23 protein-coding genes and 1 tRNA gene are annotated in these 24,645 nt (G+C 47.9%); 8 read left to right on the top strand and 16 right to left on the bottom strand.

The features are described 5' to 3' along the window. Positions 1-125: 125 nt before the first annotated feature. From lon to KEF85_RS02535, 5 genes are all read right to left on the bottom strand, one after another. Positions 126-2,531 carry an endopeptidase La gene (lon, locus tag KEF85_RS02555; RefSeq protein WP_215583174.1) on the bottom strand — a complete coding sequence of 802 codons (2,406 nt, stop codon included), beginning with the start codon at positions 2,529-2,531 and terminating at the stop codon, positions 126-128. 340 nt (positions 2,532-2,871) lie between these two features. Beyond that, the gene (gene clpX, locus KEF85_RS02550) at positions 2,872-4,149 is read right to left on the bottom strand and encodes an ATP-dependent Clp protease ATP-binding subunit ClpX (RefSeq protein ID WP_215583173.1); all 1,278 of its coding nucleotides are present in this window, start codon (positions 4,147-4,149) and stop codon (positions 2,872-2,874) included. 127 nt (positions 4,150-4,276) lie between these two features. After that, positions 4,277-4,894: an ATP-dependent Clp endopeptidase proteolytic subunit ClpP gene (gene clpP / locus KEF85_RS02545; RefSeq protein WP_246535022.1), complete on the bottom strand. Its 618-nt coding sequence runs from the start codon at positions 4,892-4,894 to the stop codon at positions 4,277-4,279. Positions 4,895-4,918: 24 nt separating this feature from the next. Further along, a complete protein-coding gene (gene tig / locus KEF85_RS02540) occupies positions 4,919-6,226 on the bottom strand; it encodes a trigger factor (protein ID WP_215583172.1) in 1,308 nt (435 codons plus the stop codon). 104 nt (positions 6,227-6,330) lie between these two features. Continuing rightward, positions 6,331-6,414: transfer RNA gene (locus KEF85_RS02535), tRNA-Leu, on the bottom strand. Positions 6,415-6,479: 65 nt separating this feature from the next. Between KEF85_RS02535 and KEF85_RS02530 the strand changes: the two genes are divergently transcribed. After that, positions 6,480-6,935, top strand: a complete 456-nt coding sequence (locus KEF85_RS02530; RefSeq protein WP_215583171.1) for a DUF192 domain-containing protein — start codon at positions 6,480-6,482, stop codon at positions 6,933-6,935. Positions 6,936-6,943: 8 nt separating this feature from the next. Here the strand turns inward: KEF85_RS02530 and topA are convergent, their stop codons facing one another. The 3 genes from topA to dprA are packed head-to-tail and all read right to left on the bottom strand — an operon-like array spanning position 6,944 to position 10,802. Further along, positions 6,944-9,259, bottom strand: a complete 2,316-nt coding sequence (gene topA, locus KEF85_RS02525) for a type I DNA topoisomerase (protein ID WP_215583170.1) — start codon at positions 9,257-9,259, stop codon at positions 6,944-6,946. 17 nt (positions 9,260-9,276) lie between these two features. Next, positions 9,277-9,738, bottom strand: a complete 462-nt coding sequence (locus KEF85_RS02520) for a Smg family protein (protein WP_215583169.1) — start codon at positions 9,736-9,738, stop codon at positions 9,277-9,279. Between the two features lie 8 nt (positions 9,739-9,746). Continuing rightward, complete coding sequence (gene dprA / locus KEF85_RS02515) at positions 9,747-10,802, bottom strand: DNA-processing protein DprA (RefSeq protein WP_215583168.1); 1,056 nt, start codon at positions 10,800-10,802, stop codon at positions 9,747-9,749. A 420-nt stretch (positions 10,803-11,222) separates the two neighbouring features. On the opposite strand from dprA, the gene KEF85_RS02510 reads away from it, so the two are divergent. The 5 genes from KEF85_RS02510 to KEF85_RS02490 all read left to right on the top strand — a co-directional run bounded on the left by KEF85_RS02510 (position 11,223) and on the right by KEF85_RS02490 (position 15,239). Then, on the top strand, positions 11,223-12,467 hold the full coding sequence (locus KEF85_RS02510) for an HlyC/CorC family transporter (RefSeq protein ID WP_215583167.1): 1,245 nt from the start codon (positions 11,223-11,225) through the stop codon (positions 12,465-12,467). Positions 12,468-12,784: 317 nt separating this feature from the next. Continuing rightward, on the top strand, positions 12,785-13,726 hold the full coding sequence (locus tag KEF85_RS02505) for a YbgA family protein (protein WP_215583166.1): 942 nt from the start codon (positions 12,785-12,787) through the stop codon (positions 13,724-13,726). 48 nt (positions 13,727-13,774) lie between these two features. Then, positions 13,775-14,320, top strand: coding sequence for a gamma carbonic anhydrase family protein (locus KEF85_RS02500; protein ID WP_215583165.1), 546 nt, complete (start codon positions 13,775-13,777; stop codon positions 14,318-14,320). A 239-nt stretch (positions 14,321-14,559) separates the two neighbouring features. Further along, positions 14,560-14,829: a hypothetical protein gene (locus tag KEF85_RS02495; protein WP_215583164.1), complete on the top strand. Its 270-nt coding sequence runs from the start codon at positions 14,560-14,562 to the stop codon at positions 14,827-14,829. Further along, positions 14,808-15,239, top strand: a complete 432-nt coding sequence (locus tag KEF85_RS02490; protein WP_215583163.1) for a hypothetical protein — start codon at positions 14,808-14,810, stop codon at positions 15,237-15,239. The genes KEF85_RS02495 and KEF85_RS02490 overlap by 22 nt, the downstream gene beginning before the upstream one ends. A gap of 371 nt (positions 15,240-15,610) precedes the next feature. Here KEF85_RS02490 and KEF85_RS02485 read toward each other — a convergent pair whose 3' ends face one another. The 6 genes from KEF85_RS02485 to KEF85_RS02460 form a co-directional block, all read right to left on the bottom strand. Continuing rightward, positions 15,611-16,201 carry a hypothetical protein gene (locus tag KEF85_RS02485; protein WP_215583162.1) on the bottom strand — a complete coding sequence of 197 codons (591 nt, stop codon included), beginning with the start codon at positions 16,199-16,201 and terminating at the stop codon, positions 15,611-15,613. A 210-nt stretch (positions 16,202-16,411) separates the two neighbouring features. After that, entirely contained in the window at positions 16,412-17,368 is a 957-nt protein-coding gene (lipA, locus tag KEF85_RS02480) for a lipoyl synthase (RefSeq protein ID WP_215583161.1), read from the bottom strand. Continuing rightward, the gene (lipB, locus tag KEF85_RS02475; RefSeq protein WP_215583160.1) at positions 17,365-17,982 is read right to left on the bottom strand and encodes a lipoyl(octanoyl) transferase LipB; all 618 of its coding nucleotides are present in this window, start codon (positions 17,980-17,982) and stop codon (positions 17,365-17,367) included. The genes lipA and lipB overlap by 4 nt, the downstream gene beginning before the upstream one ends. Continuing rightward, complete coding sequence (locus KEF85_RS02470) at positions 17,983-18,249, bottom strand: YbeD family protein (protein ID WP_215583159.1); 267 nt, start codon at positions 18,247-18,249, stop codon at positions 17,983-17,985. Next, positions 18,246-19,085 carry a D-amino acid aminotransferase gene (locus KEF85_RS02465; protein ID WP_215583158.1) on the bottom strand — a complete coding sequence of 280 codons (840 nt, stop codon included), beginning with the start codon at positions 19,083-19,085 and terminating at the stop codon, positions 18,246-18,248. The genes KEF85_RS02470 and KEF85_RS02465 overlap by 4 nt, the downstream gene beginning before the upstream one ends. 2 nt (positions 19,086-19,087) lie before the next feature. After that, a complete protein-coding gene (locus KEF85_RS02460; RefSeq protein ID WP_215583157.1) occupies positions 19,088-20,248 on the bottom strand; it encodes a D-alanyl-D-alanine carboxypeptidase family protein in 1,161 nt (386 codons plus the stop codon). A gap of 274 nt (positions 20,249-20,522) precedes the next feature. On the opposite strand from KEF85_RS02460, the gene KEF85_RS02455 reads away from it, so the two are divergent. Then, positions 20,523-20,708: a CstA-like transporter-associated (seleno)protein gene (locus KEF85_RS02455; protein ID WP_215583156.1), complete on the top strand. Its 186-nt coding sequence runs from the start codon at positions 20,523-20,525 to the stop codon at positions 20,706-20,708. Positions 20,709-20,750: 42 nt separating this feature from the next. After that, positions 20,751-22,160 carry a PhoH family protein gene (locus KEF85_RS02450; protein WP_215583155.1) on the top strand — a complete coding sequence of 470 codons (1,410 nt, stop codon included), beginning with the start codon at positions 20,751-20,753 and terminating at the stop codon, positions 22,158-22,160. 83 nt (positions 22,161-22,243) lie between these two features. Here the strand turns inward: KEF85_RS02450 and KEF85_RS02445 are convergent, their stop codons facing one another. Together KEF85_RS02445 and KEF85_RS02440 are read right to left on the bottom strand one after the other, a co-directional pair. Next, entirely contained in the window at positions 22,244-23,353 is a 1,110-nt protein-coding gene (locus tag KEF85_RS02445) for an AI-2E family transporter (RefSeq protein WP_215583154.1), read from the bottom strand. Positions 23,354-23,494: 141 nt separating this feature from the next. Next, positions 23,495-24,472 (bottom strand): malate dehydrogenase, encoded by a 978-nt coding sequence (locus KEF85_RS02440; RefSeq protein ID WP_215583153.1) that lies wholly within the window; start codon positions 24,470-24,472, stop codon positions 23,495-23,497. Between the last annotated feature and the right edge of the window lie 173 nt (positions 24,473-24,645).

Here is a 24,645-nt window from a genome sequence, read left to right as displayed (position 1 = left end):
AGGCCTCTCGACAGTGCAAAGAGCGAATATTTATAACAACCGCTAACTACCTGTGTCAAGCGTAATAAATCGCGGCAGACCACAAACCATAAGGTTTGCATCCAAATCAGCCAGGGCGGAAACTATTAATGCGCAATCAAAGTGGACTGTTTTTTCTCAGTTTTTGCTACCCCGGCTTCATTAATATCTGCCACCACCTCAATAGGCACAGGCAAATATTGCAGTGCAATCTCCAAAACTTCATCTATCCAACGCACACATTTGATGGTTAGATTCTGTTTAATATTATCGGGTATTTCAATTAGATCTTTGGCATTTTCAGCGGGTATCACTACTGTGGTAATACCACCCCGATGTGCTGCCAGCAGTTTTTCTTTTAAACCGCCTATAGGCAATACTTCCCCGCGCAGGGTAATTTCACCGGTCATGGCCACATCGGCCCGTACCGGAATTTTGGTCAGTGCCGAAATAATAGCGGTGCACATACCGATACCGGCGCTTGGGCCATCCTTGGGGGTTGCACCTTCCGGAACGTGGATATGGATATCGTTTTTCTGGAATACTTCGCTGTTGATACCCAAAATATCGGCCCGGCTTCTGACTACGGTGACAGCGGCTTCTATGGATTCCTTCATCACTTCACCGAGTTTACCGGTCGCCAACTGTTTACCTTTACCCGGCATCACTGCGGTTTCTATGGTCAGTAATTCTCCGCCGACTTCTGTCCAGGCCAAACCGGTAACCTGACCGATCTGATCTTTATCTTCGGCGATACCGTAACTGAAACGGCGCACACCCAGATATTTTTCCAGGGTCTTTTCTGAAACGACCACCTTGGTTTTCTTGGTTTTCAAAAGCAGACTTTTCACCACCTTGCGGCAGATTTTTGAAATTTCCCGCTCCAAGGATCTGACTCCGGCTTCGCGGGTGTAATATCTGACTATATCTTTAATCGCCGACTCGGAAATACTGATTTCCGCTGCAGTCAAGCCATTGTTTTTTATCTGTTTTGGTATCAGAAAACGCATGGCTATATTGATTTTTTCGTCTTCGGTATAACCGGACAAACGTATTACTTCCATCCGATCCATCAAGGCCGGCGGAATATTCAAGGTGTTGGCGGTCGCCACAAACATGACATCCGACAAATCAAAATCCACTTCCAGATAATGATCGGCAAAAGTATGATTTTGCTCAGGATCCAACACTTCTAGCAATGCAGAAGCTGGATCGCCACGAAAATCAGCAGCCATTTTATCTATTTCGTCCAACAAGAACATAGGATTGCGGGTTTTGATCTTAGCCAGATTTTGCAGGATTTTGCCCGGCATAGAGCCAATGTATGTGCGTCTATGACCTCTGATCTCGGCCTCATCCCTAACCCCACCCAAAGCCATTCGCACAAATTTGCGATTGGTGGCACGGGCTATGGATTGGCCCAAGGAGGTTTTACCAACCCCTGGCGGCCCAACCAGACACAGGATAGGCCCTTTCAATTGTTTAACCCGTTGCTGCACGGCAAGATATTCGAGAATCCGTTCTTTGACCTTTTCCAGGCCATAGTGTTCGGTATCCAGAACCTGTTCGGCCAGCTTTAGATCGTGACGCACCTTGGTTTTCTTTTTCCAGGGTACATTGACCATCCAATCAATATAATTACGCACCACAGTCGCTTCTGCCGACATGGGTGACATCATTTTCAATTTATTCAGTTCAGCCGTGGCTTTAGTTTTGGCTTCGGCGGACATACCGGCAGCGGCAATTTTCTTTTCCAGTTCGTCAACTTCGTTGCTGGCTTCATCCATTTCGCCCAATTCTTTCTGAATGGCTTTCATTTGCTCATTCAGATAGTATTCGCGCTGATTTTTCTCCATCTGTTTTTTAACGCGGCCACGAATCTTTTTTTCCATTTCCAGAATATCGACTTCGCCTTCCATCAGCGTCATTAAGTTTTCCAGACGCTTAGACACATCCAGCAGTTCCAACATGGCCTGCTTTTCTTCCACCTTCAGCGCCATATGGGCAGCCATGGTATCGGCCAGACGACCTGGGTCATCAATGCCGCTCAGTGCATTCAGGACTTCCGGAGGAATTTTATTGTTCAATTTCACATACTGATCAAATGAATTGACCGCAGTACGTTGCAGCACTTCCATTTCCTGTTCGGAAATATTGATTTCGTCGCTCAATTCCAGAACGGTTGCCGCACAGTAACCATCGACGTCCTGATATTGGATGATAGAGCAGCGTTTACTGCCTTCCACCAATACTTTCACAGTACCGTCCGGCAGTTTCAGCAATTGCAGAATATTGGCCAGCGTACCGATTTTATATAAATCCTCGATACCGGGCTCATCGACATTGGCCTGTTTTTGCGCTACCAGCAATACCTGGGTGTCCAACCTGACGGCAGCATCCAGCGCCTCAATAGACATGCCACGCCCAACGAACAAGGGGATCACCATATGCGGATAAACGACTACGTCGCGCAACGGTAACACCGGGATTAAATCGTCTTTATTATGAGTCATTTTAATTGTTTCCTACGGCAGGAAGTAAACTTGGATGTAGCGCTTAAATTAAAGGCCTTGATAAACTATTTCTAACTCAGCAAGCTTGCTTAAGCATTAGCAACCGACTAGAACAAGGTCAGACAAGGTCGGCTTAACGGAACCTAAGCTTTACTGGCCTAGGCGGGTGTTTAAATTCCTATATTGGGACTGTATCAAGTTTTACAAGCTGCCGCCACAAAAAAAGCCGCTAGACAGCGGCTTTTTTTGTATCCAATACTAAACAGATTATTTCTAAATTGCGTCAGTTTCCAGCCTGAACCAAGTGGGTTTAACTAGAATCATGATATTTTTAGACTGATTAGCCATCCTTAGCCGCACGTTTGGCCGGTTCGACACCGTAAACCAGGATAGGTTCAGACTCACCCTGGATGACACCAGCATCAATCACTACCTTGGTAATATTATCACTTGAGGGCAATTCATACATGGTATCCAGCAGTACGTTTTCGACTATGGTACGCAAACCGCGGGCGCCGGTTTTTCTGACCATTGATTTTTTGGCAATCGCTGCCAGTGAGTCGTCGCGAAACTCCAGTTCTGCACCTTCCATTTCAAACAGATGCTGGTATTGTTTGAGCAGCGCGTTTTTAGGTTGGGTGAGGATCTGAATTAAAGCCTGTTCGTCAAGTTCTTCCAGAGTAGCCACTACCGGCAAGCGGCCGACAAATTCAGGAATCAAACCGTATTTAATTAAATCTTCAGAGCGCACATCGGCAAACAGCTCACCCACATTACGCTTGTCATCCTGCACTTTTAACTCGGCAGAAAAACCTATACCGCCTTTTTCGGTGCGGCTTTTGATAATTTTATCCAGGCCGGCAAAAGCACCACCAACAATAAACAGGATATTGGCTGTATTAACCTGCAAAAAGTCCTGCTGAGGATGTTTACGCCCACCCTGCGGCGGTACTGAAGCAACGGTGCCTTCGATCAGTTTCAGCAAAGCCTGCTGCACGCCTTCACCGGACACGTCACGGGTAATGGACGGATTATCGGATTTGCGGGTAATCTTGTCGATTTCATCGATGTAAACAATGCCGGTTTCGGCTTTTTCGACATCGTAATCGCATTTTTGCAGAATTTTTAAAATGATGTTTTCCACATCTTCACCGACATAACCAGCTTCGGTGAGGGTAGTGGCATCAGCAATGGTAAACGGCACATCCAGCAAACGCGCCAGGGTTTCCGCCAACAGGGTTTTTCCTGAACCGGTAGGGCCTATCAGCAAAATATTGCTTTTGGCCAGCTCAATACCCTGTTTTTTGGTATTGCTGCGTAAGCGTTTGTAATGGTTATACACCGCAACAGCCAGAATTTTTTTGGCGTTTTCCTGCCCTATGACATAGTTATCAAGCTCCAACTTGATTTCTTTGGGCTTAGGCAAAGCCCCGGCAGCGGCGCCGCTGACTTCTTCCTGCAACTCATCTTTGATGATGTCATTACACAGTTCCACACATTCATCGCAAACATAAACCGAAGGACCGGCAATTAATTTACGTACTTCGTTCTGGCTTTTACCGCAAAATGAGCAGTACAGCAGTTTCTCGTCGTCCTTGCCTTTTTTATCTTTACTCATGAAAACCCTCAACACCGTTGCAGACTATGCTTGCCGTTATGCCAAGCATATCTGCAAAAATCAAATTTTCCAAGCCGATGAATAGCCCAGCCAAATATATCGCGTCTAAATGTTACAGCACTAATTTTTACACAGCGCGACTACTGAGTACCTTGTCAATCAAGCCGTAATCAACCGCCTGATCGGCGCTTAAAAAATTATCACGATCGGTATCCTGCTGCACTCTTTCCAGCGACTGACCGGTATGGTGTGCCAGAATCGCATTCAGCTTATCTCTAATCAGCAAAATTTCCCGGGCATGAATATCAATATCGGATGCCTGGCCCTGAAAACCGCCCAACGGCTGATGGATCATGACCCGCGAATGCGGCAGACAATAACGCTTGCCGTTAGCACCGCCTGCCAACAGCAAGGCACCCATACTGGCAGCCTGACCGATACACATGGTACTGACATCCGGTTTAATGAATTGCATGGTGTCGTAAATAGCCATGCCTGAGGTCACTGAGCCACCCGGCGAGTTGATATACAAATGAATGTCTTTATCGGGATTTTCCGATTCCAAAAACAATAATTGCGCCACGACCAGATTAGCCATGTAATCTTCAACTTTACCAACCAGGAAGATGACCCGTTCTTTCAATAACCTTGAATAAATATCGTAGGAACGTTCGCCGCGTGCGGTTTGTTCAACAACAATAGGCACCAAGCCGCCGGCAGCGGAAGGTGTTATCAATTCTGGCATGGTATTTTGTACATACATAGTCTATTAGGCCTCTATTTGCTGTTTTTCCATTACTTCACTAAAACTTAGCGTTACTTCGCCAATGTTAGACTGACCTACTATCCAGTCAACGGCTTGATCTTCCAGCACCATTTGCTGGACATCATTCAAACGTTCTTTGTCGGCATAATACCAGTTAACGACGTCTTCCGGCTTTTCATAGCTTTTTGCCATATCTTCAATCACAGAACGTACTTTGCCGGCATCAATGGTGATTTCGTTTTTGCGGATGATTTCACCTAAAATCAGGCCCAGTGCCACCCGGCGTCTGGCCTGGTTTTCAAACGCTTCTACCGGCAGCTGTAAATCTTCCAGCTTCAGTTTCAGTTGCTTGGCACGCTCTGCATAAGGTTTCAATACATTTTGCAATTCCTGGTCCACCAGCACATTGGGCAGAGTGACGCTGACACTGTCATACAAGGTGTCGAGAACTGAGTTTTTCAGCCGGCTTTTCAGGCCTTGTACCAGCTCTCTTTCCATATTATTTCTGACATCGGCACGAAATGAGTTAATGTCGGCTTCTTCAACACCGTAGGCTTTAATAAACTCAGCATCGACTTCCGGCAATATCGGCGCTTCCACACTCAATACTTCCACTTCAAACTCGGCAGTCTTACCGGCTAATTGCTGATTGTTGTAATTTTCCGGGAATGCCAAGCTAAAGGTTTTGACACCACCCGCTGCCAAACCCAGTAATTGGTCTTCAAAACCGGGTATCATCTGACTGGCACCGATTTCAACTTTAAAGTTTTCGGCTTTGCCATTGGTAAAGTTTTCGCCTTCTGCAACACCGGTAAAATTAATGGTAATCTGATCACCGGCTTCAGAAGCGCGCTCGACCGACTGCCAGGTTTTTTTCTGCTGGCGCAGTTTCAGGATCATATTGTCGACATCGGCTTCAGTCACTTCTGCCAAAGGCCGGGTAACGGTCAACTGAGTAATGCCGTCCAAAGCAATTTCCGGATAGACTTCGAATTCGGCAATATATTCAAAACCTGTCTCCACTTCGGACGGATGAATATGCGGCTGTCCAGCCGGCACCAGCTCTTGCTGTTGCAAGGCTTCAAAATAAGTAGTTTGAATCAAATCACCGGTAACTTCACCCAACACCCTTTCACCATAAAGTCTTTTCACAACATGGCTCGGCGCTTTTCCCGGACGGAATCCATCTATTTTGACTTCCTTGGCCAGAGTTTTAAGGCGAGTTTCTATTTTTGCCTCAAATACTGTATGCGGAATGCTCACAGTCATTTTGCGGTTTAATTCTGATGTCTTCTCGACAGAAACTTGCATTGTTTTACCTCAAAAAATATATAAAGGGATACTGTTGCGGAGACCTGCGCACAACTTATCAATTCGGAGAATTAACGCGGTATCGTTAACTTAACAAAAGGGGATGGTGCGAGCGGAGAGACTCGAACTCTCACGGGGTTACCACTGGAACCTAAATCCAGCGCGTCTACCAATTTCGCCACGCTCGCAAAATAGCATGGCATTATAATCAGTGCGTTTTTTAAACACAACCTGCAATTTTATCCGACTCTGTATGAATACTCTAGAAATCAGCCCTTTTTTGCTGTTGATGACGCTAATGTCCTGTTGTTTGCCAACTCAAGCCAACACTAATATTTACTATCCAGTCAGCTTTCCAGAACGGCAAATTGATATCAAAGTGGAAATTGCCGCCACTAAAGCGGAACGCGAACAGGGTTTGATGTACCGAACCGATTTGCCCACCAACACCGGAATGTTGTTTGTTTATGCTCAGCCTGCTGTACTGGAAGTCTGGATGAAAAACACGCTGTTAACCCTGGACGTAGTGTTTTTAGACGGCAAGCAACACATAGTATCCCTGTTGGACAATTTGCCGCCCTGCCGCCATTCACCCTGCCCCATTTACCGCTCAGCACTGCCTGCCCAATACATGTTGGAGCTGCCGGGCGGCTTTATCAAGCAGCATCAGCTAAAAACCGGTGAGTACTTAAGCCTGCCGAAACGCTGATAGGCCGCTTAACGCGGGCCATTGACATCTTCGGGATCGCCCTCATAAGGTGTGGCGTATTTACAGTCTTTTTGCGGACACACTTTTTCGGTACCGCGCCGTTTAGTGGTTTTCAAGGTCAAAATCGGCCAGTTACAATCCGGGCAGCTTTGCTGGATAGGCGCATCCCATAGCGCATAATCGCATTTGGGATAATCGGAGCAGGAATAAAATATTTTGCCGCTCCGGGCCTTGCGTTTGAGAATACTGCCCTGCTTACATTGCGGACAGGCCACTCCGGTATCCTGGGGCTTTTCCAGAGGCTCGATATGCTTACACCCCGGATAAGCGCTACACCCCAGGAATTTGCCATAACGCCCGATTTTAATCACCAGCGGAGCGCTGCATTTTGGACAAAACCGGCCTTCGGCGACTTCCGGATTGGCAGAAACAGCGGCATCTTCACCCAGATTACGGGTGTATGAGCAGGTCGGATAATTGGTACAGCCGATAAAACGACCATTGCGGCCCAAGCGGATGGATAAGGCGCTACCGCATTCCGGGCATTTTTCATCCAAACTTTCCTGAGTAACGTCGCTACGCTGCACACTGTTTTCTTTTTCGCTGATTAAATGCGTGAACGGCTGCCAAAAATCGTTCATCAGCGGTATCCAGTCTTTTTCACCGCGCGCCACGGCATCCAGATCATCTTCCAGATTGGCGGTAAAACCGTAATCCACGTATTTGGTGAAATGTTCGGTCAAAAACTTATTAACGATACGCCCAACATCGGTGGGATAAAAGCGCTTGCTGTCTATGGTGACATACTCACGATTCTGCAAGGTGGAAATAATCGTGGCATAGGTGGAAGGCCGGCCTATGCCGTGTTCTTCCAGGGCTTTTACCAGACTGGCCTCGCTATAACGCGGCGGCGGCTCGGTAAAATGCTGATCGGCGCTAATATCTCTGAGTTCTACAGGCCGGCCCTCTTCCATCGGCGGCAACAGGCTTTCCTGATCATCTGCCGCATCTTTGCTGTCGTCCTTGCCTTCCAGATACACCGCCATAAAGCCGGGATTGGTGATGGTGGAACCAGTGGCGCGAAACACATTGTCAGCACTGCCGCAATGCAGATCCACCGCCAGTTGATTCAGGGTGGCGTTAATCATTTGGCAGGCTACAGTCCGCTTCCAGATTAAGTCGTACAGCTTATATTGCTCGATAGTCAACCGCTCTTTTACCTGTTCCGGCAAGCGCTGCACCGAGGTGGGCCGGATGGCTTCATGAGCTTCCTGGGCATTTTTGGATTTGGTCTTGTATTCGCGCGGCTGCTTGGGAACCTGACTGGCTCCGTATTTTTCACTGATCAAGGCGCGAATATCGGCAATGGCCTCTTCGGCCAGATTCACCGAGTCGGTACGCATATAGGAAATTAAGCCCACAGCTTCGCCGCCCAGATCTATGCCTTCATACAATTGCTGGGCCACCATCATGGTGCGTTTGGTGGTAAAGCCAAGTTTCCGAGCGGCTTCCTGCTGCAAAGTTGAGGTAATAAACGGCGGAGCCGGGTTGCGGCTACGCTGTTTCTTTTCCATTTTGGCAACCGTCAGCCGGCCATCGGCGGCATCCAGCAGGGTTTGCTTGACCTGAGTGGCCTGGGCTTCGGTGGTAAAACTAAACTGGTTGAGTTTTTCACCTGCGAAATAAGTCAATCTGGCTTTAAACGGCAAACCCTGAGCCACGGCATCGGCGCTGTGCGTCCAGTATTCGCGGGTTTTAAAGGCCTCGATTTCCATTTCCCGTTCGACTATCATCCGCAATGCCGGACTTTGTACCCGACCGGCCGAGAGACCTCGTCTGATTTTTTTCCAAAGCAGCGGCGACAGATTGAAACCCACCAGATAATCCAAAGCCCGCCGTGCTTGCTGGGCATTGATCATATTGATGGAGAGTTCGGTAGGATTGGCGATGGCTTCGGTAACAGCTTTTTTGGTGATTTCATGAAACACCACGCGCTGCACCAGCTTATCCTTTAATAATTTCTTTTCTTTCAGATGTTCAAAAACATGCCAGGAAATGGCCTCGCCTTCGCGATCAGGGTCGGTGGCCAGATACAGGATATCGGCATTTTTGATGGCTTTGCCGATTTCCTGCAAATGTCGCTGATTGCGGTCTATGACCTGATATTTCATGGCAAAGCCGTTATTGGGATCAACGGCGCCTTCTTTGGGTATCAGATCACGTACATGTCCATAGGATGCAAGCACCTGAAAATCCTTTCCCAAGTATTTTTCAATGGTTTTACATTTTGCGGGTGACTCTACTATGACTAAACTTTTACTCATGCTGTCCTTACAAACACTTAATGCAGAGATGTCGGGATCAAATCGTAAACGATATCTTCCATACGGGAAAATGCGGCACTATCGCCGGGCTGACTTAGCAATACCATCAACACTATCCATTTCAGACGCTCCAGAGTGATGTTTTCATCCTTAAGCGCCATTGCTCGATCAATGGCAATTTCACGATTGGCCGGCGACAAAATCCCGGCGTGTTCCAGAAACATCAGAAAATCCCGACATTCCAGATCAAACACTGCGACTTCCTGGGCACTGAAAATTCGGAATGAAGAAGCCACACCGGAAGCAATGGTTTCCATTTCGGCCAGGGATTCTAACCAATCGAAGGCCTTATTGACATCAGGCTGCTGAAACCCTGCCTCCAGCAATTCACTGGCAATGACATCGGAGTCAGGATAACTGTCGCTATCGAGATAATTTTCAAAAAGATAAATTAATACATCAAATATGTCTTCTTTCATTAGAACCTTTATTTTGTTCGAAAGTAGCTACCACCAGCGGCTGCGGCAATATAACCCTGTAGCTCCATAACCAGCAACATCGACGAAACCGTTTCCACCGACCAGCCAATTTCCTGCACTAAAGTATCCACCGTTGTTGGGCTGTAGTCGATTAAATTCAATAGTTTTTGCTGCTCCAGGTCAAGCACGAACTGCTTTATTTCTGGACGAATTATGTTATGTACTTGATTAAAATCAGCTAATTCTTCAAAAATATCCTGTGCAGTTTCCACTAATTTGGCACCTTGGCGAATTAATGCGTTACAACCCCGAGCCAAAGGGTTATGAATTGAGCCGGGTATGGCAAACACTTCACGGTTTTGCTCCAGAGCCAAACGCGCGGTAATTAAAGACCCGCTTTGCTGGGCAGCTTCTACTACCAGCAAGCCCATGCTTAAGCCGCTAATGATACGGTTGCGGCGCGGAAAATGACTGGCTTTGGCGGTGGTACCGGGCGGAAATTCCGAAACCAGAGCGCCATTGACCACAATTTGGGTGGCTAAGGCTTTGTGACAGGCCGGATAAACCCGATCCAGACCGGTACCGGCTACAGCAATGGTGTGACCATTAACATTTAAAGCCCCCTGATGGCTGGCAGCATCAATGCCCAAGGCCATGCCGCTGGTAATCACTAATCCGGCTGATGCCAGAGTTTCAGCAAACTCCACAGCCGTTTTAATGCCAACCGCGGAGGGATTGCGGCTACCCACCATGGCAATTTGCGGCAAGCTTAATAAATCCAGCCGGCCTTTAATAAACAGCACCGGCGGGGGATTGGCTATTTCCCGCAATTGCAGTGGATAGTTATCATCCGCCAGCGTTAAAACATGGTTTTCCGGCTGCTCCAACCAGAGCAGATCTGTTTCGACCGCCTGCCAATCCGGATTTTGCAGGCCGTTGATAATGCTATCGCTAAAGCCGATGCCGCTGAGCGTGGCGCGTGAGGCAGCAAATACCTGGCTGGGCTCAAGATGCTCGAGCAGCCGGCAGATGGCCTGACCGCCAACCCCAGGCACACGCAGCATGGCTAACCAATACTTGAGATGAGGATTGCTTGGTTTTGTCAAAGTGAACCCGGTTGTCGGTGGATACTAAGGATATGGCCTAAATTAACACATTACGTCTGTTTTTAAAGAACCGCAGCCTATTATTAACAACCGGCCAGCCCAATCTGACTAAGTGGATTTAGTATGAATTTGCCGAATAAGCGATGTTTTTGGCAAAGTTTAGATGAATTTGTTCAGAAAGGCTATATCCGGACTATGGATGTCATTGAGCAATCTGCTGCCAGGGGGAGACTCCTAAGTTACATTTGATCATTAAGCCTACCTTAAGTACTGCAGCCATACCGAACCTACGCCATTGACCAAAGCAATAGCGAATAACTTGACAAATTTTTAATAGTAGAGAAACTAACAGTCTGTTTAATCTCCTGAGCCGCTGCATTGAACGATATTTCTTTGGGTATTCTGTTTAGTATATTGGCTGCATTATTGGTCATTTCCGCGTTTTTTGCCGGTTCGGAAACAGCGCTGATGACACTTAACCGCTATCGTTTACAGCATCTGGTTAAAAAAAAACACCGGGGAGCGATTAAAACCCTGGCATTGTTGAAACGGCCAGACCGTTTAATCGGCCTGATTTTACTGGGCAGCAGTTTTGTAAACATCATGGCCTCATCACTAGCCACTGTAATTGCCATCCGCATCGGCGGCGACCAAGCCATCGCTCCGGCCACAGCTTTATTAACCTTTGTGCTGCTGATTTTTTCCGAAGTAACCCCCAAAACCCTGGGCGCATTAAAACCGGAAAAACTGGCGTTTATATCGGCCTGGATTTATGTACCTTTGCTGAAAATATTTTACCCGGTGGTATTTTTGGTGAATTTGATTTCCGGGCTGATATTACGGCTGTTTGGCATCAATACCCAAAAGGGCAAAATTGAAAACATCAATAAAGACGAATTAAAAAGCATAGTGGCAGATGCGGAACATTTGATGCCGGTGCGTTATCAGAATATGCTGCTCAGCATTCTTGATCTGGAATCGGCGCGAGTAGAAGACATCATGACTCAGCGCCAGGAAATTGTCGGCATTGATCTGGAAGCGCCTATCGCCATCATAATTGAGCAAATACAAAACAGCCCGCACACTCGTTTGCCGGTTTATAAAAAAACCATAGACCGCGTGATCGGCTTTGCTCATTTGCGTACCATGCTGGCCCTGTTAAATCGACCTGATTTTGACAAACACAGTATTACCGAAAACCTGATTAAACCGTTTTTTATCCCTGCCGGCACCTCTATACACCGGCAAATGCAAACTTTTAAAACCGAAAAACTTAGGATTGGCCTGGTGGTTGATGAATACGGCGATGTGTCGGGCTTGCTGACTCTGGATGATGTGTTGCAGGAAATTGTCGGTGAACTAATCGCTGAAGAACCCAACATCAAATTACATAATGATGGTAGCTATCTGGTAAACGGTAGCGTCACTATCAGGGAATTAAACCGGATTACCCAATGGAATTTACCCACCGAAGGCCCAAAAACCCTTAACGGCCTGATTATTGAGTATCTGGAAACCATCCCCAAGGCCGGCACCAGCGTTAAGCTGCATGGTCATCCGCTGGAAATTATTGAATGCGATAGCAATACTATCCGCCAGGTAAAATTTTATTCTCAGCCCTAATCGTTTTCTTCCGCCCAAAAAAAAGCAGTTATTAAAAAATAACTGCTCAGAAAAAGGAAGAAATATAACGCAACTTTAAGCCATATTACTATACTGAAAGCTGGATATTATATTACTCGGCTTATTGACAATTTAATATGTGGCATATTGTCGCGGCTTATTATTGAATTTTCCGGGATAATTAAGCGCACTGTCGATAGCAGGCGACATCGGGTAAAGCAGAATCTATAAAAGATTTAAGCCCCAACAAAAACCATCAACACAATAGGTGTCGCAGCGGGTAAAATCGGCAACTTGATTCGGTAAGGTTGATGACAATGCAAAAAATTCAGATCGGCATCAGCAGTTGCCTGCTGGGCCAAGAGGTGCGGTACGACGGCGCCCATAAATACAATAGTTATATTGAACAAACCTTGGGGCAATATTTTAGTTTCCGACCCTTTTGCCCGGAAGTGGAAAGCGGCATGGGCATACCCCGACCGACCATACAATTGCTGGAAACATCGGCCGGTATCCGCTGTGTTGGGGTAAAAGATCCCAGCATGGACGTAACCGAACGTCTGGAGGCGGTATCCAGACAACAGCATGAATGGCTGGCTGGTTTATGCGGTTATATCCTGAAAAAAGACTCGCCCAGCTGCGGCAAAGAACGTGTCAAAGTTTACAAAAATCAGGTGCCGACCCGTAAAGGCACCGGTATTTTTGCTGCCTATGTGCAGGATACCTTCCCGGAACTACCGGTGGAGGACGAAGGCCGGCTGGGTGATCCGGTGTTACGGGAAAACTTTGTGCAGCGGGTATTTGTGTTACATCGCTGGCGGCAACTGCGCAGCCAACCGTTAAGCACCCACGCCTTGATGGTGTTTCACAGCCGCCACAAACTGATCGCCATGAGCCATAATCAAAATACAGCCCGTATACTGGGCCGACTGGTCGCGGACACCAAGCCCGATACCCTGGAAGCGGAAGCACAGCGCTATATCAGTTTGTTAATGGCCTGTCTGAAAAAGCCCGCCACCCGTAAAAACCATGTCAATGTTTTACAGCATATTCAGGGCTATCTAAAAACCAAACTGGATGGTGATGACAAACAGGAATTGATAGACAGCATAGAACGCTACCGCCTGGAACAATTACCCTTAATTGTACCGCTTACCCTATTGCGTCATCATTTTCGCCGGCAACCGGACGCGTTTATTGATGCGTCTTATTATATGCAGCCGCATCCAGGCGAACTGGCTTTGTTGAATGATATTTAATGCAATTGCTTATCTGTTAAACACTTTTTAGCTTATTCAGGAGTTTGTGTGAGCATCAGACCTTACCAAAATCAATTGCCTAAGATTGGCGCACGGGTTTATATCGATTCTGCGGCAGTCGTGATAGGCCGGGTCAGCTTGGGCGATGATGTATCGGTCTGGCCCGGCACGGTCATACGTGGCGATGTGGAAACCATTAGTATAGGTGCCGGCAGCAATGTGCAGGATGGCGCCGTGCTGCACGTATCCCATGCCGGCGATTACTCGCCGCAAGGCCGGCCACTGAATATAGGTCTGGGCGTGACCATAGGCCACCGCGCCGTCGTGCACGGCTGTACTATCGGCAATTACTGTCTGATCGGCATAGGGGCCATCATCATGGATGGCGCGGTACTGGAAGATTATGTGATGCTAGGCGCCGGAGCCCTGGTGCCGCCCGGCAAAAAACTGGACAGTGGTTTTTTATATGTCGGCGCACCAGCCAAAGTGGCACGGCCTTTAAGCGATAGCGAAAAAGAATTTCTGGAATATTCTTACCGGCATTATATTAAGCTGAAGGATGGGTATTTGCGGGAGACACTAATAACCGATTGATTATCAATGAATTTTTAATACCAGACTAATGATGCAGAATGGCAGGTGTCGTTTATTTATTGTGGAATCAAGTACATTTTCAGGCCTTAACTGATGAATAAAACTGATTTGGAAAATCTGGTTAATATTAGAGTGGAGGCAGCCGAGGTTCTTCTGTCTGCCGGTCAGTAAATGGCTGTTATTATTTGATAGGATATGCCCTGGAGTGCGCACTAAAAGCATGTATTGCAAAACAAGTCATGCAATATGATTTTCCTGATATAAAAACGGTAAACGCTAGCTACTCCCACAAATTACATGAATTAATCGGGGTCGCCGGGCTACAGCAAGATTTACGAAACAAGGAGCAGATTGATACGGACTTTGGAGATAACTGGGCAACGGCTAAGGACTGGTCGGAAGATTCAAGATATGAATGGAATATTTGTCGGACTCAGGCACAAAGCCTTCGTGATGCGGTTACGAATCCTGATTCAGGAGTACTGGCATGGCTAAAGAATTATTGGTAACCGAAACCCTGACTGAAGAAATGAAAACAGCAGGGGCTAAATTAATTAAGCGACTTGATGAAGACAATGGTCAGGTTATCAGTGCATTCTGGCTATTTTCGGAAGAAGACAGGCTGTGGAAATTAATCATCGCATCGGAGCTGGTGATTTCCGATGGCCCCATAAGCTATTATCGACGCATATCGACTTTAAACGAACAGACTAAAAATACTGATCAGGTTATCTCATTACACGATATACGGGTTGTGGGCCCAGATCAAAAGATAGTGCAATTATTACCGCGAGTGACCGCAACCGCCAATGGCGGCTCGATAGCCGGTACCAGAAATGCTATCAACGGTGTGTTTATAGATGATGTTTATATCTATAGAACAAGTCGCCAGCCAGAGAATGTTCCTAGTTTTGCGTAAAGCCGCTGATAGACAAGCTAAGTTTTTCAATGTGATTAGCCAGGTTAGCCGCGAAATAAAAACAGTATAAACTCGCATTTATAGATATTGTTAAACATTAAAACAGCATATAAGAATGCAGATGCTGGAAGTGGTTATCACGTTTAACAGCCAGCAATCGCAAATTAGCGCCGATTTTTCAGGAATGCCCTTCCCTTAGCCAATTATAAAGAGGGCCGCATTTGCGGCCCTCTGGTTCGCTTTGAGCGACTGGTAAGATAATCTCCCCAATGGACAGGGATTTCGATTTTGGGTGGTAACACCCAGACTAATCCAGCCCACGATAACGGCAGCAAGCGCTTATTGGCCAGGCTGTTACAGATAGACAACCATTACTGACTCTGTACCGCGCGCAGAAACCCGTCTACATACTGTGCAGGCAAGTCGATATGTTCATATTCTTGATTAGCCGAACTTAAGATAAGCTTCAAACCTGAATGACGGCCGGCTTCCAAATCCGCCAAACTTAGCTGTACTTCGGCGCGATCCCGATACAGACAGCCATCGCCGACACCTTTATACTCCTGGCAGCGTAATGTTTCGTGCCGAAGGTGATAGGTAGGGATCGACAGACCGGTTTCGGTTTTCGCCATATCGTAGCGCCGCGAATTTGCCATGCTATGGCTGCTGCCGTAATTGGCATCGAATTCCAGCCAATAACTGGTATTGCCTGCGAACCGGCTGTCTTTATGCGCCGTTAAATAATAGGAAACCGAATTGCTGCCATAAAGAAACTCTTGAAAATGGCGCACTTGCAGTTCCGGTGCGGATAATATCTGGTTTGGGCTGCCCGGAAAAGCCTCTATCTTGGTTTGTTGTTCGATTTCTGCTGCGGATTGGTACTTCAGGTCACTGGCGCAGCCTGCAACGCCGATTGCCAAACACAGCAATAATGTGTTTTTGAAAATAGTTATGAGCTTCATAACCTATACCCCACTTCGAATTATTATGATGGTCTTCACATGGGATTGGGAAGAGCTGGTCGGCATTACTCTGCCGACTCAGCTTTGATGGCGGTTGTTCATTAAAAGTTCTCAACCAACATAAAAATAATTAGGCTGGATTAATTATTAACCCTTATAAATCAAATGGCTTATTCGACTCGACTTGCAGATTAAGCCGATTTACGCTACCTAAAACACTCCAGCCGCCTGTAGGTCGGCATGATAAGACGAGCGTACCAGCGGCGCACTGGCGACTTGCTGAAAACCCAGGGTTTTGGCGATATCAGCGTAGCGTTTAAACTGGTCAGGGTGAATGTATTCTTTGACGGCCAAATGGGCTTTGCTGGGTTGCAGGTATTGGCCCAGGGTGAGCATGGTGACGCCGTGAGCCAGCAGGTCTTGCATGACTTGCTGCACTTCGGGTTCGGTTTCGCCCAGGCCTAACATCAGGCCGGATTTGGTGGGGACATGCGGTAAACGCTGTTTGTGGTTTTGCAGCAGGCTTAATGAGGTTTGATAGTCGGCACCGGGGCGGGCTTCCAGATAAAGCCGAGGCACGGTTTCCAGGTTGTGGTTAAACACATCGCAGGGCTGCTGGCCAAGTATTTCCAGCGCGATATCCATACGACCACGAAAATCCGGCACCAGCACTTCGATACGAGTGTTGGGAGCCTGCGCCCGAATGGCACTGATACAGGCGGCAAAATGCCCTGCCCCGCCATCTCTAAGGTCATCCCGGTTCACCGATGTAACCACCACATATTTAAGCTGCATGTCGGCAATGGTGTTAGCCAGGTTTTGCGGTTCATTGGCATCCAGGGCCTGGGGTTTACCATGGGCAACATCGCAAAACGGGCAGCGGCGGGTGCATAAATCACCCATGATCATGAAAGTGGCGGTACCGTGACTGAAACATTCGCCCAGATTAGGGCAGGCAGCTTCTTCGCAGACGGTATGCAGGCTATTGGCACGCAGAGATTTTTTGACTTGGTTGACCTTGTCACCGGACGGCAATTTGATGCGTATCCAGTCCGGTTTACGCAGCAGGGTTTCCGGTGTTTCCACTTTGATAGGGATACGGGACAGTTTGTCGGCGTTACGCTGATGAGTGGCCGGGGTATCGCGGGATGGGGCTTGCAGCTTCATGATTCAAGGGCCTGGATAATGTGGTGGACAAGCGGTACTACCAGTTCGTGGTTGTGGATATTGATGCCTTGATCAGCCAATTGGGTGACTTGCAGTCCGGCGTAGCCGCAGGGGTTGATATTGCGGAACGGGCTTAAGTCCATTGCATTATTCAGGCTTAAGCCATGATAACAGCAGCCGCGTTTAATTCTTAAGCCCAGTGAGGCAATTTTTTGCTCCTGGACATAAACACCGGGGGCATCTGCCCGAGCCTGGGCAGTAATGCCATATTGGCTGAGGGTGTTGATAACGGCATTTTCCAACAGGCTGACGATATGGCGCGGGCCTTTGTTCAGGCGGCGCAGATCGGCCAACACATAAACGATCAGTTGCCCCGGACCATGATAGGTGATTTGACCGCCTCTATCGCTGGCGATGACCGGGATGGTAGCAGCGCCGAGCAAATGTTCCAGTTTGCCGTTCAGACCCAGGGTATAAACGGCTGGATGCTCGGTAATCCAGATTTCATCAGGGCTTTGCGGCGTTCTGGTTTCGGTAAAAGCCTGCATCTGCCGCCAAACGGTGGCGTAATCCTGTAAGCCTAAATCCCGCAAAACGGTTGCTGCCGCCGCCATTTACAAGGCCATTAAAACTTCAGGACAGGCGGTTAGCTCCATATAGATGGCGTCAAGCTGGGCGCGACTGGTCGCTTCGATGACCACCGTGACTGCCGTATAGTTGCCGGCTTTGCTGGGCCGGCTGGTCACCGCACCTTCGCTAATGTCATCGACATGACGGCGCACCACTTCCACTACCATAGCATCAAAGTCGGCATGGCTTTTACCCATGACTTTAATGGGAAACTGGCAGGGAAACTCCAATAGGCTTTCGGTGTCGCTCATGACAGGGATTTTTTGTAGTCTTGCAGTAATTTATCCAGTTTTTGCCAGACTGGGCCGGGTTTACCGTCTGCCACAGCCGTACCATCCAGATCCACGATGGGAATAATCTCGCGGGTGGAGCTGGCCACCCACACCTCGCTGGCGGCCTGTAACTCGGCCAGACTGATATCGGCTTCACGGCTGGCAATATTATTAGCCTGAGCCAGTTCCAGAATCACATCGCGGGTAATGCCGGGCAGGATTTCATGACTTTTGGGTGGTGTTACCAGTACGCCATCTATCACAGCAAAGATATTACTGGCTGCGCCTTCGATAACCCGGCCATTTTTAACCAGAATAGCTTCGGCAGCACCTTGATCCAGGGCTTGCTGTCTTAACAGAATATTAGCCAGCAGGGTAATCGCTTTAACCTGACACATTTGCCAGCGGGTGTCATCCAGAGTAACGGCTTTAATGCCAACGGTTTTACCGGTAAACGGCACTATTTCCGAACACATGGCAAAGACGGTGGGAATAGTTTCCGCCGGGAAGCCATGATCGCGTTTAGGCGCATAACCCCTGGTGATTTGCAGATAAATGTATTGGTCTTTGCCGTTGTTGTTCAGCAGAGGCTGAAAAATGTTTTGCCATTCGTCAACACTGTAGTTCAAAGGCAAACGGATGGCGGCCAGGCTGTTGTTAAGGCGCTGGACATGGCTTTCCAACCGGAACAGTTTACCGGCATAGGCGGGAATAACTTCGTATACGCCATCACCAAACAGAAAACCGCGATCCAATACCGATACTTTGGCTTCCGCCAAAGGTAGATACGCGCCGTTTAGATAAACCTTATCCACTGTTACTTCTCCAACAGACTTAAAGCCGCATCATAGAGACGACGGAAGATGCCGCCTTCGGCCACACTGTCCATCGCCACCAGCGGTTTGCTTAATATGGTTTCACCGCCCAAGCTCACGGTAAGGCTGCCAACGGTGTCACCCTTATTTATGGGGGCGAAAACGGCTTTATCAATCTGGGTTTCGGCTTTTAATTCGGTAAAATGTTTGCGCGGTGCGGTGACATAAAGGTCTTCGGCGACACTAACCGGCAGTTTTGAGGTCACGCCTTTTCTGACTCTGGCTTCGGCCAGTGGCGTATTGGCTTCGTAAAGACGATGGGTTTCGAAAAACCGGAAACCAAAGTTCAACAGAGACTGGCTTTCGTTGGCGCGCGCATTGGGGCTGGCAGTACCCAGCACCACCGAAATCAGCCGCATGTCTTCACGCTTGGCTGAAGCCACCATGCAATAACCGGCTTCGTCGGTAAATCCGGTTTTAACCCCATCGACCGAGGGATCGCGCCACAACAACTGATTACGGTTTTGCTGAGTAATGTTGTTATAAGTAAATTCTTTTTGGGAATCCCAGCGGTAATAATCCGGAAATTCTTTGATCAAGGCCTGGGCCAGGGTCGCCAAATCGCGGGCGGTACTGAAGTGGTTGGCGGTAGGCAAGCCCATGCTGTTTTCGAAATGACTGTTGGTCATGCCCAGTCTGGCAGCCTGTTCGTTCATCATATCGGCAAAGGTTTCTTCGCTGCCGGCCACATGTTCGGCCAGGGCCACACTGGCATCGTTACCGGACTGGATAATCACACCCTGTAATAAGTCCTGGATGGTTACCTGTTTGTTAACTTCGACAAACATTTTGGAACCACTGGTTTCCCAGGCTTTTTGACTGATGGTGACTTTTTCGTCCAGACTGAGATGTCCGGCTTTAAGTTCGCGGAATACCACGTAAACCGTCATGATTTTGGTCAAACTGGCGGGGGCGGAATGTTTATCGGCATCTTTTTCCACCAAAACCCGGCCACTGTTGAAATCCATTAATAGATAACTTGATGCGGCGATACTGGGCGCCGCCGGAGTAAACACCTGGTTGGCTGCCAACAGGGATGGTGCGGTCAGTAATAATAACAGTCCGCTGAGCAGACTAAATCTTAAACGAAAAAATTGCATCATGGGCGCGCATCAATAATCAATCGGGAGTTTATATTGTAACACTGTCCTGATCTGCTAAGAAAAAACCAAATAAGCAGGGTGAGTAAGCCAAGTTTCGGCCTCATGGCCACCGCTGAGCAGATAAATTTTACCGGCCTGAATTTTCTGCCTATACTCTCGAAAAAATACTGTTGTTTCCCTTCATCCGTCATTTAAGGGGCGGCCCTATGCCTGAACTTGTTAAATCCACTGTGCCCGATGTTCTCTATCTTTTTTGGTTAAGCTGCAGCCGTCTATGAATAAACGGCTTACCATTCTCTACAATCTCTGGAAACGCCTGAACGGTGATACTGCTTATGAGCGATATCTGGCCCATTGGCAGCAAGCCCATGCCGCTGCCGGCGACAAACCGCTTAGTCGCAAAGCTTATTTTGCGGCTGAAACTCAACGTAAATGGAACGGTGTCAAACGTTGCTGTTAATCACAACGGCTAGCGCCAAATTTCACAATTGGTAAGGAAAATATGAATATTCTTTCTGTCGGTAAAAAATTGTTCGTGCTGGATACCAATGTTTTGATGCACGATCCGACCTCAATTTTTCGCTTTCAAGAACACAATGTATTTATTCCTATGGTGGTGCTGGAAGAACTGGATCACGCCAAGAAGGGGTTGTCCGATGTATCGCGGAATGTGCGGCAAGTCAGCCGATTTCTGGATGATCTGATTCGTGATCTGGATCAGCAGTCAATAAACGAAGGTATTCCACTATCCAGAGTGGAACTGGGCAGCAGTATTGAGAATCAGGATGGCCGCCTTTATTTTCAAACCAGACAATTAGCGCATTTGCTGCCGCCTGATCTGCCTGGACAAATTGCCGACAATTCGATTTTAAGCATAGTACTGGCGCTAGGAAAAGAATATCCGGAAGTTAAGGTTATTCTGGTCTCCAAGGATATTAATATGCGCATCAAGGCGGCGGCCTTACAGATTAGCGCTGAGGATTATCATAACGACCAGACCATAGAAGACATTGATTTGCTGTACAGCGGAGCAATGGCGCTGGAAGCGGATTTTTGGGAGGAGCACGGCAGCAAGATGGAGTCTTGGCAGGAAAACAACGCCACGTTTTATCGTTTGCGCGGCCCGCATGTGGCGGAATGGTATCCCAATCAATTTCTGTATATGGAAGACGGCTCTGGGTTTGAGGCTATCGTCAAATCCATTAACGGTGATTCGGCAGTGCTGCAATTGACTGCCGACTTTACCAGCAAGAATCACAGCGTCTGGGGGGTGTATGCCAAAAATCGTGAGCAAAATTTTGCCTTAAACGCCTTAACCGATCCGAATGTGGATTTTGTCACGCTGCTGGGCTCGGCAGGTACCGGTAAAACCCTGTTGGCACTGGCTGCCGGTTTGTCCATGACCATGGAACGCAAAATGTTCCAGGAAATTATCATGACCAGAGAGACGGTACCGGTGGGCCAGGATATCGGCTTTTTGCCGGGTACCGAGGAAGAAAAAATGGCACCCTGGATGGGGGCGCTGATGGACAATATGGAATTGCTGGGTAGCCGTTCCGGCAGTAATGAGTGGGAACAAGGCGCGTCTCAGAATATGATGATGAACCGGGTAAAAATCCGCTCGCTTAATTTTATGCGGGGCCGGACTTTTTTAAACCGTTATCTGATCATAGACGAAGCTCAAAATTTAACACCAAAACAGATGAAAACCTTGATTACCAGGGCCGGCCCTGGCACCAAAATCATCTGCATAGGCAATTTGGCCCAGATAGATACGCCTTATTTAACCGCCACCAGTTCCGGCTTGACTTATGTGGTTGACCGCTTTAAAAGCTGGGAAAACAGTGCGCATATTACCTTGCGCCGAGGTGAACGTTCCAGACTGGCGGATTTTGCTTCGGATAATTTGTGATTTTTATGGCTGGTGCGGGGTAAAGGACTGTTACGCTACCTGGGTGTGCGGTATTTGATGCCGCACACCCACATGTTTCCGGCTTACATCTCAGGAGCAGCCAATTGCCCCCCTACTCTTGGCCAGGCGGTTAATACGGCTTTGACCAGGGTTGCCAGGGGGATGGCAAAAAACACCCCCCAAAACCCCCATAATCCGCCAAAGAACAGGATGGCGATAATAATGGCCACTGGATGCAGATTGACTGCTTCGGAAAATAATAAAGGCACCAACACGACACCGTCTATAGCCTGTATCACTGAATAGGCGATCAATACATAGGTCAGCTCTTCGCCGCTACTGGCGCCCCATTGCATATAGGCCACCGCCAGCACCGGAAAAGTGACCAGAGTCGCGCCAATATAAGGTATCAATACCGAAATCCCCATCAATACCGACAGCAGCATGGCGTAATTAAGATCCAGCAAATAAAAGGTCAGATAACTGGCAGCCCATAAGATGAATATTTCCAGAAATTTACCGCGCACATAATTGGCGATCTGCCGATCCACTTCATGCCAGACGCTGATGCTGAGACTGCGTTCGGTCGGCAGAAACTGTGAACACCAGCTTAGTAAGGTCTGTTTGTCTTTTAGGAAGAAAAACACCATGAACGGCACCAGAAACAGATAAATAATGGCGGCCAGGATGCCGGCAAAGGATTGGGCGGAGACGGTGATTAATTCCTGACCATATTTGATCAGATCTTCCTGAACGGAAAACATGATCTGACGCACCCGAGCATGGGAAATAAGTTCGGGGTGTTTTTCCGGAAAGCGCATGATTTCATTCTGGGCGCTGGTAATAATATCGGGAATGTGATGCACCAGTTGCACTAATTGTTCGGAGACGACCGGTATCAACACAAACAGCACAAAACCTAAACCAGCCAAAAATACCGAAAACACCAGTAACACCGCAACCAATCTAGGTATTTTGAGTTGCTGGACTTTGGCAACCAGACCTTCCAGTAGATAAGCCAGTACCACAGAAGCAAAAACCGGCATCAACAGGCTAGCCAGACCAAAGATTAATAAAGAGCCGACCAATAAAATGGTCGCCAGGGACACCACTTGCGAGTTGGGTAAGATGCGGTCAAAAAAAGCCCGGACAAAGCGGAAGTTGGAAAAATCGGTTGGGGTGTGCTTGACCATCTGTCGCCTGAGCCTGTTTTGTGCCTGTCAAATTTGACAAGTGGGGTAAGTGGATTAATGAATTTAAGTTAAGTCTCGCGCTATGTCTAAAACACGGACTTAACCCGCTCAGCTAGGATGCCTTAACAGTAAAAGCAAAGATTACAGCAAATGTTTGATAGCTTGCCTTTCTTCAATTAATTCTTCCTGATTAATGCGTAATTTTTCCAGGCTAAACTCATTGAGTTCCAAGCCCTGGACGATGCTGATTTGGCCATCTTGAATGGTTACCGGAAACGAAAACACCAGACCTTCGGGCACGCCGTAACTGCCATCGGAAGCCACCCCCATGCTAACCCAGGTGCCGGGTGCAGTACCGTAAACCAGGGTGCGCATGTGCTGGATAGCGGCATGGGCGGCGGATGCAGCGCTGGATTGGCCACGCGCTTTAATGACTTCGGTGCCGCGATATTGCACAGTGGGTATAAATTGATCGATATACCAGTCGTGTTCCACCAGGCTCAATGCCTCGCTATCGTTGACCTTGGCGTGATGCAAATCCGGATATTGGGTGCAGGAATGGTTGCCCCAGATGATGACGTTTTTAATCGCTGTGACCGGCTCTTCGCATTTAAGCGCCAGTTGACTGATAGCGCGGGTATGATCAAGCATGGCCATGGAGGAAAAGCAGTTTGCCGGTAAATCGGGGGCGTTTTTAATGGCGATTAAGGCATTGGTATTGGCCGGATTGCCGGTGACCAGCACTTTAACCTTGGGGTTGGCAACCTGGTTGATTACTCGACCCTGCGCGGCAAAAATAGCGGCATTCTGTTCCAACAAATCGCTACGCAACATACCTTGCTGGCGTGGTTTGGCACCCACCAGGAAAGCATATTCGACACCCTGAAAAGCTACTTCTGGGTCATCGGTAACGATGATTTTATGCAGTAGCGGGTAGGCGCAATCATTCAGCTCCATGACGACACCGGCCAAAGTATTTAAAGCCGGGGTAATTTCCAGCAGGCGCAACACAATAGGCTGATCCAGACCTAATAATTCCCCTGCCGCCAGACGAAACAACAACGAATAACTTATATGTCCAGCTGCGCCTGTTACAACAATTTCGACGGGGGTTTTCATGTTTAATCCTTATGCATTATTAACTTAACTATTTACGCTCAAACCTGCACCAGAAATGCGCATCCACTTCGCCCTATCCTTATGATAGGGCTGTCAGCTAACGATTCCGGCAATCACGGCAATAAGCGGTGAATAGTTGCCGGCAAATATGACACAAAGCTTTTCAGCTAACA

Origin of the sequence: Methylomonas paludis, from assembly GCF_018734325.1 — a bacterium.
Lineage (GTDB): Bacteria > Pseudomonadota > Gammaproteobacteria > Methylococcales > Methylomonadaceae > Methylomonas > Methylomonas paludis.
The sequence above is the reverse complement of the archived record's forward strand: the minus strand, read 5'-3'. Positions and strand labels throughout refer to the sequence as shown.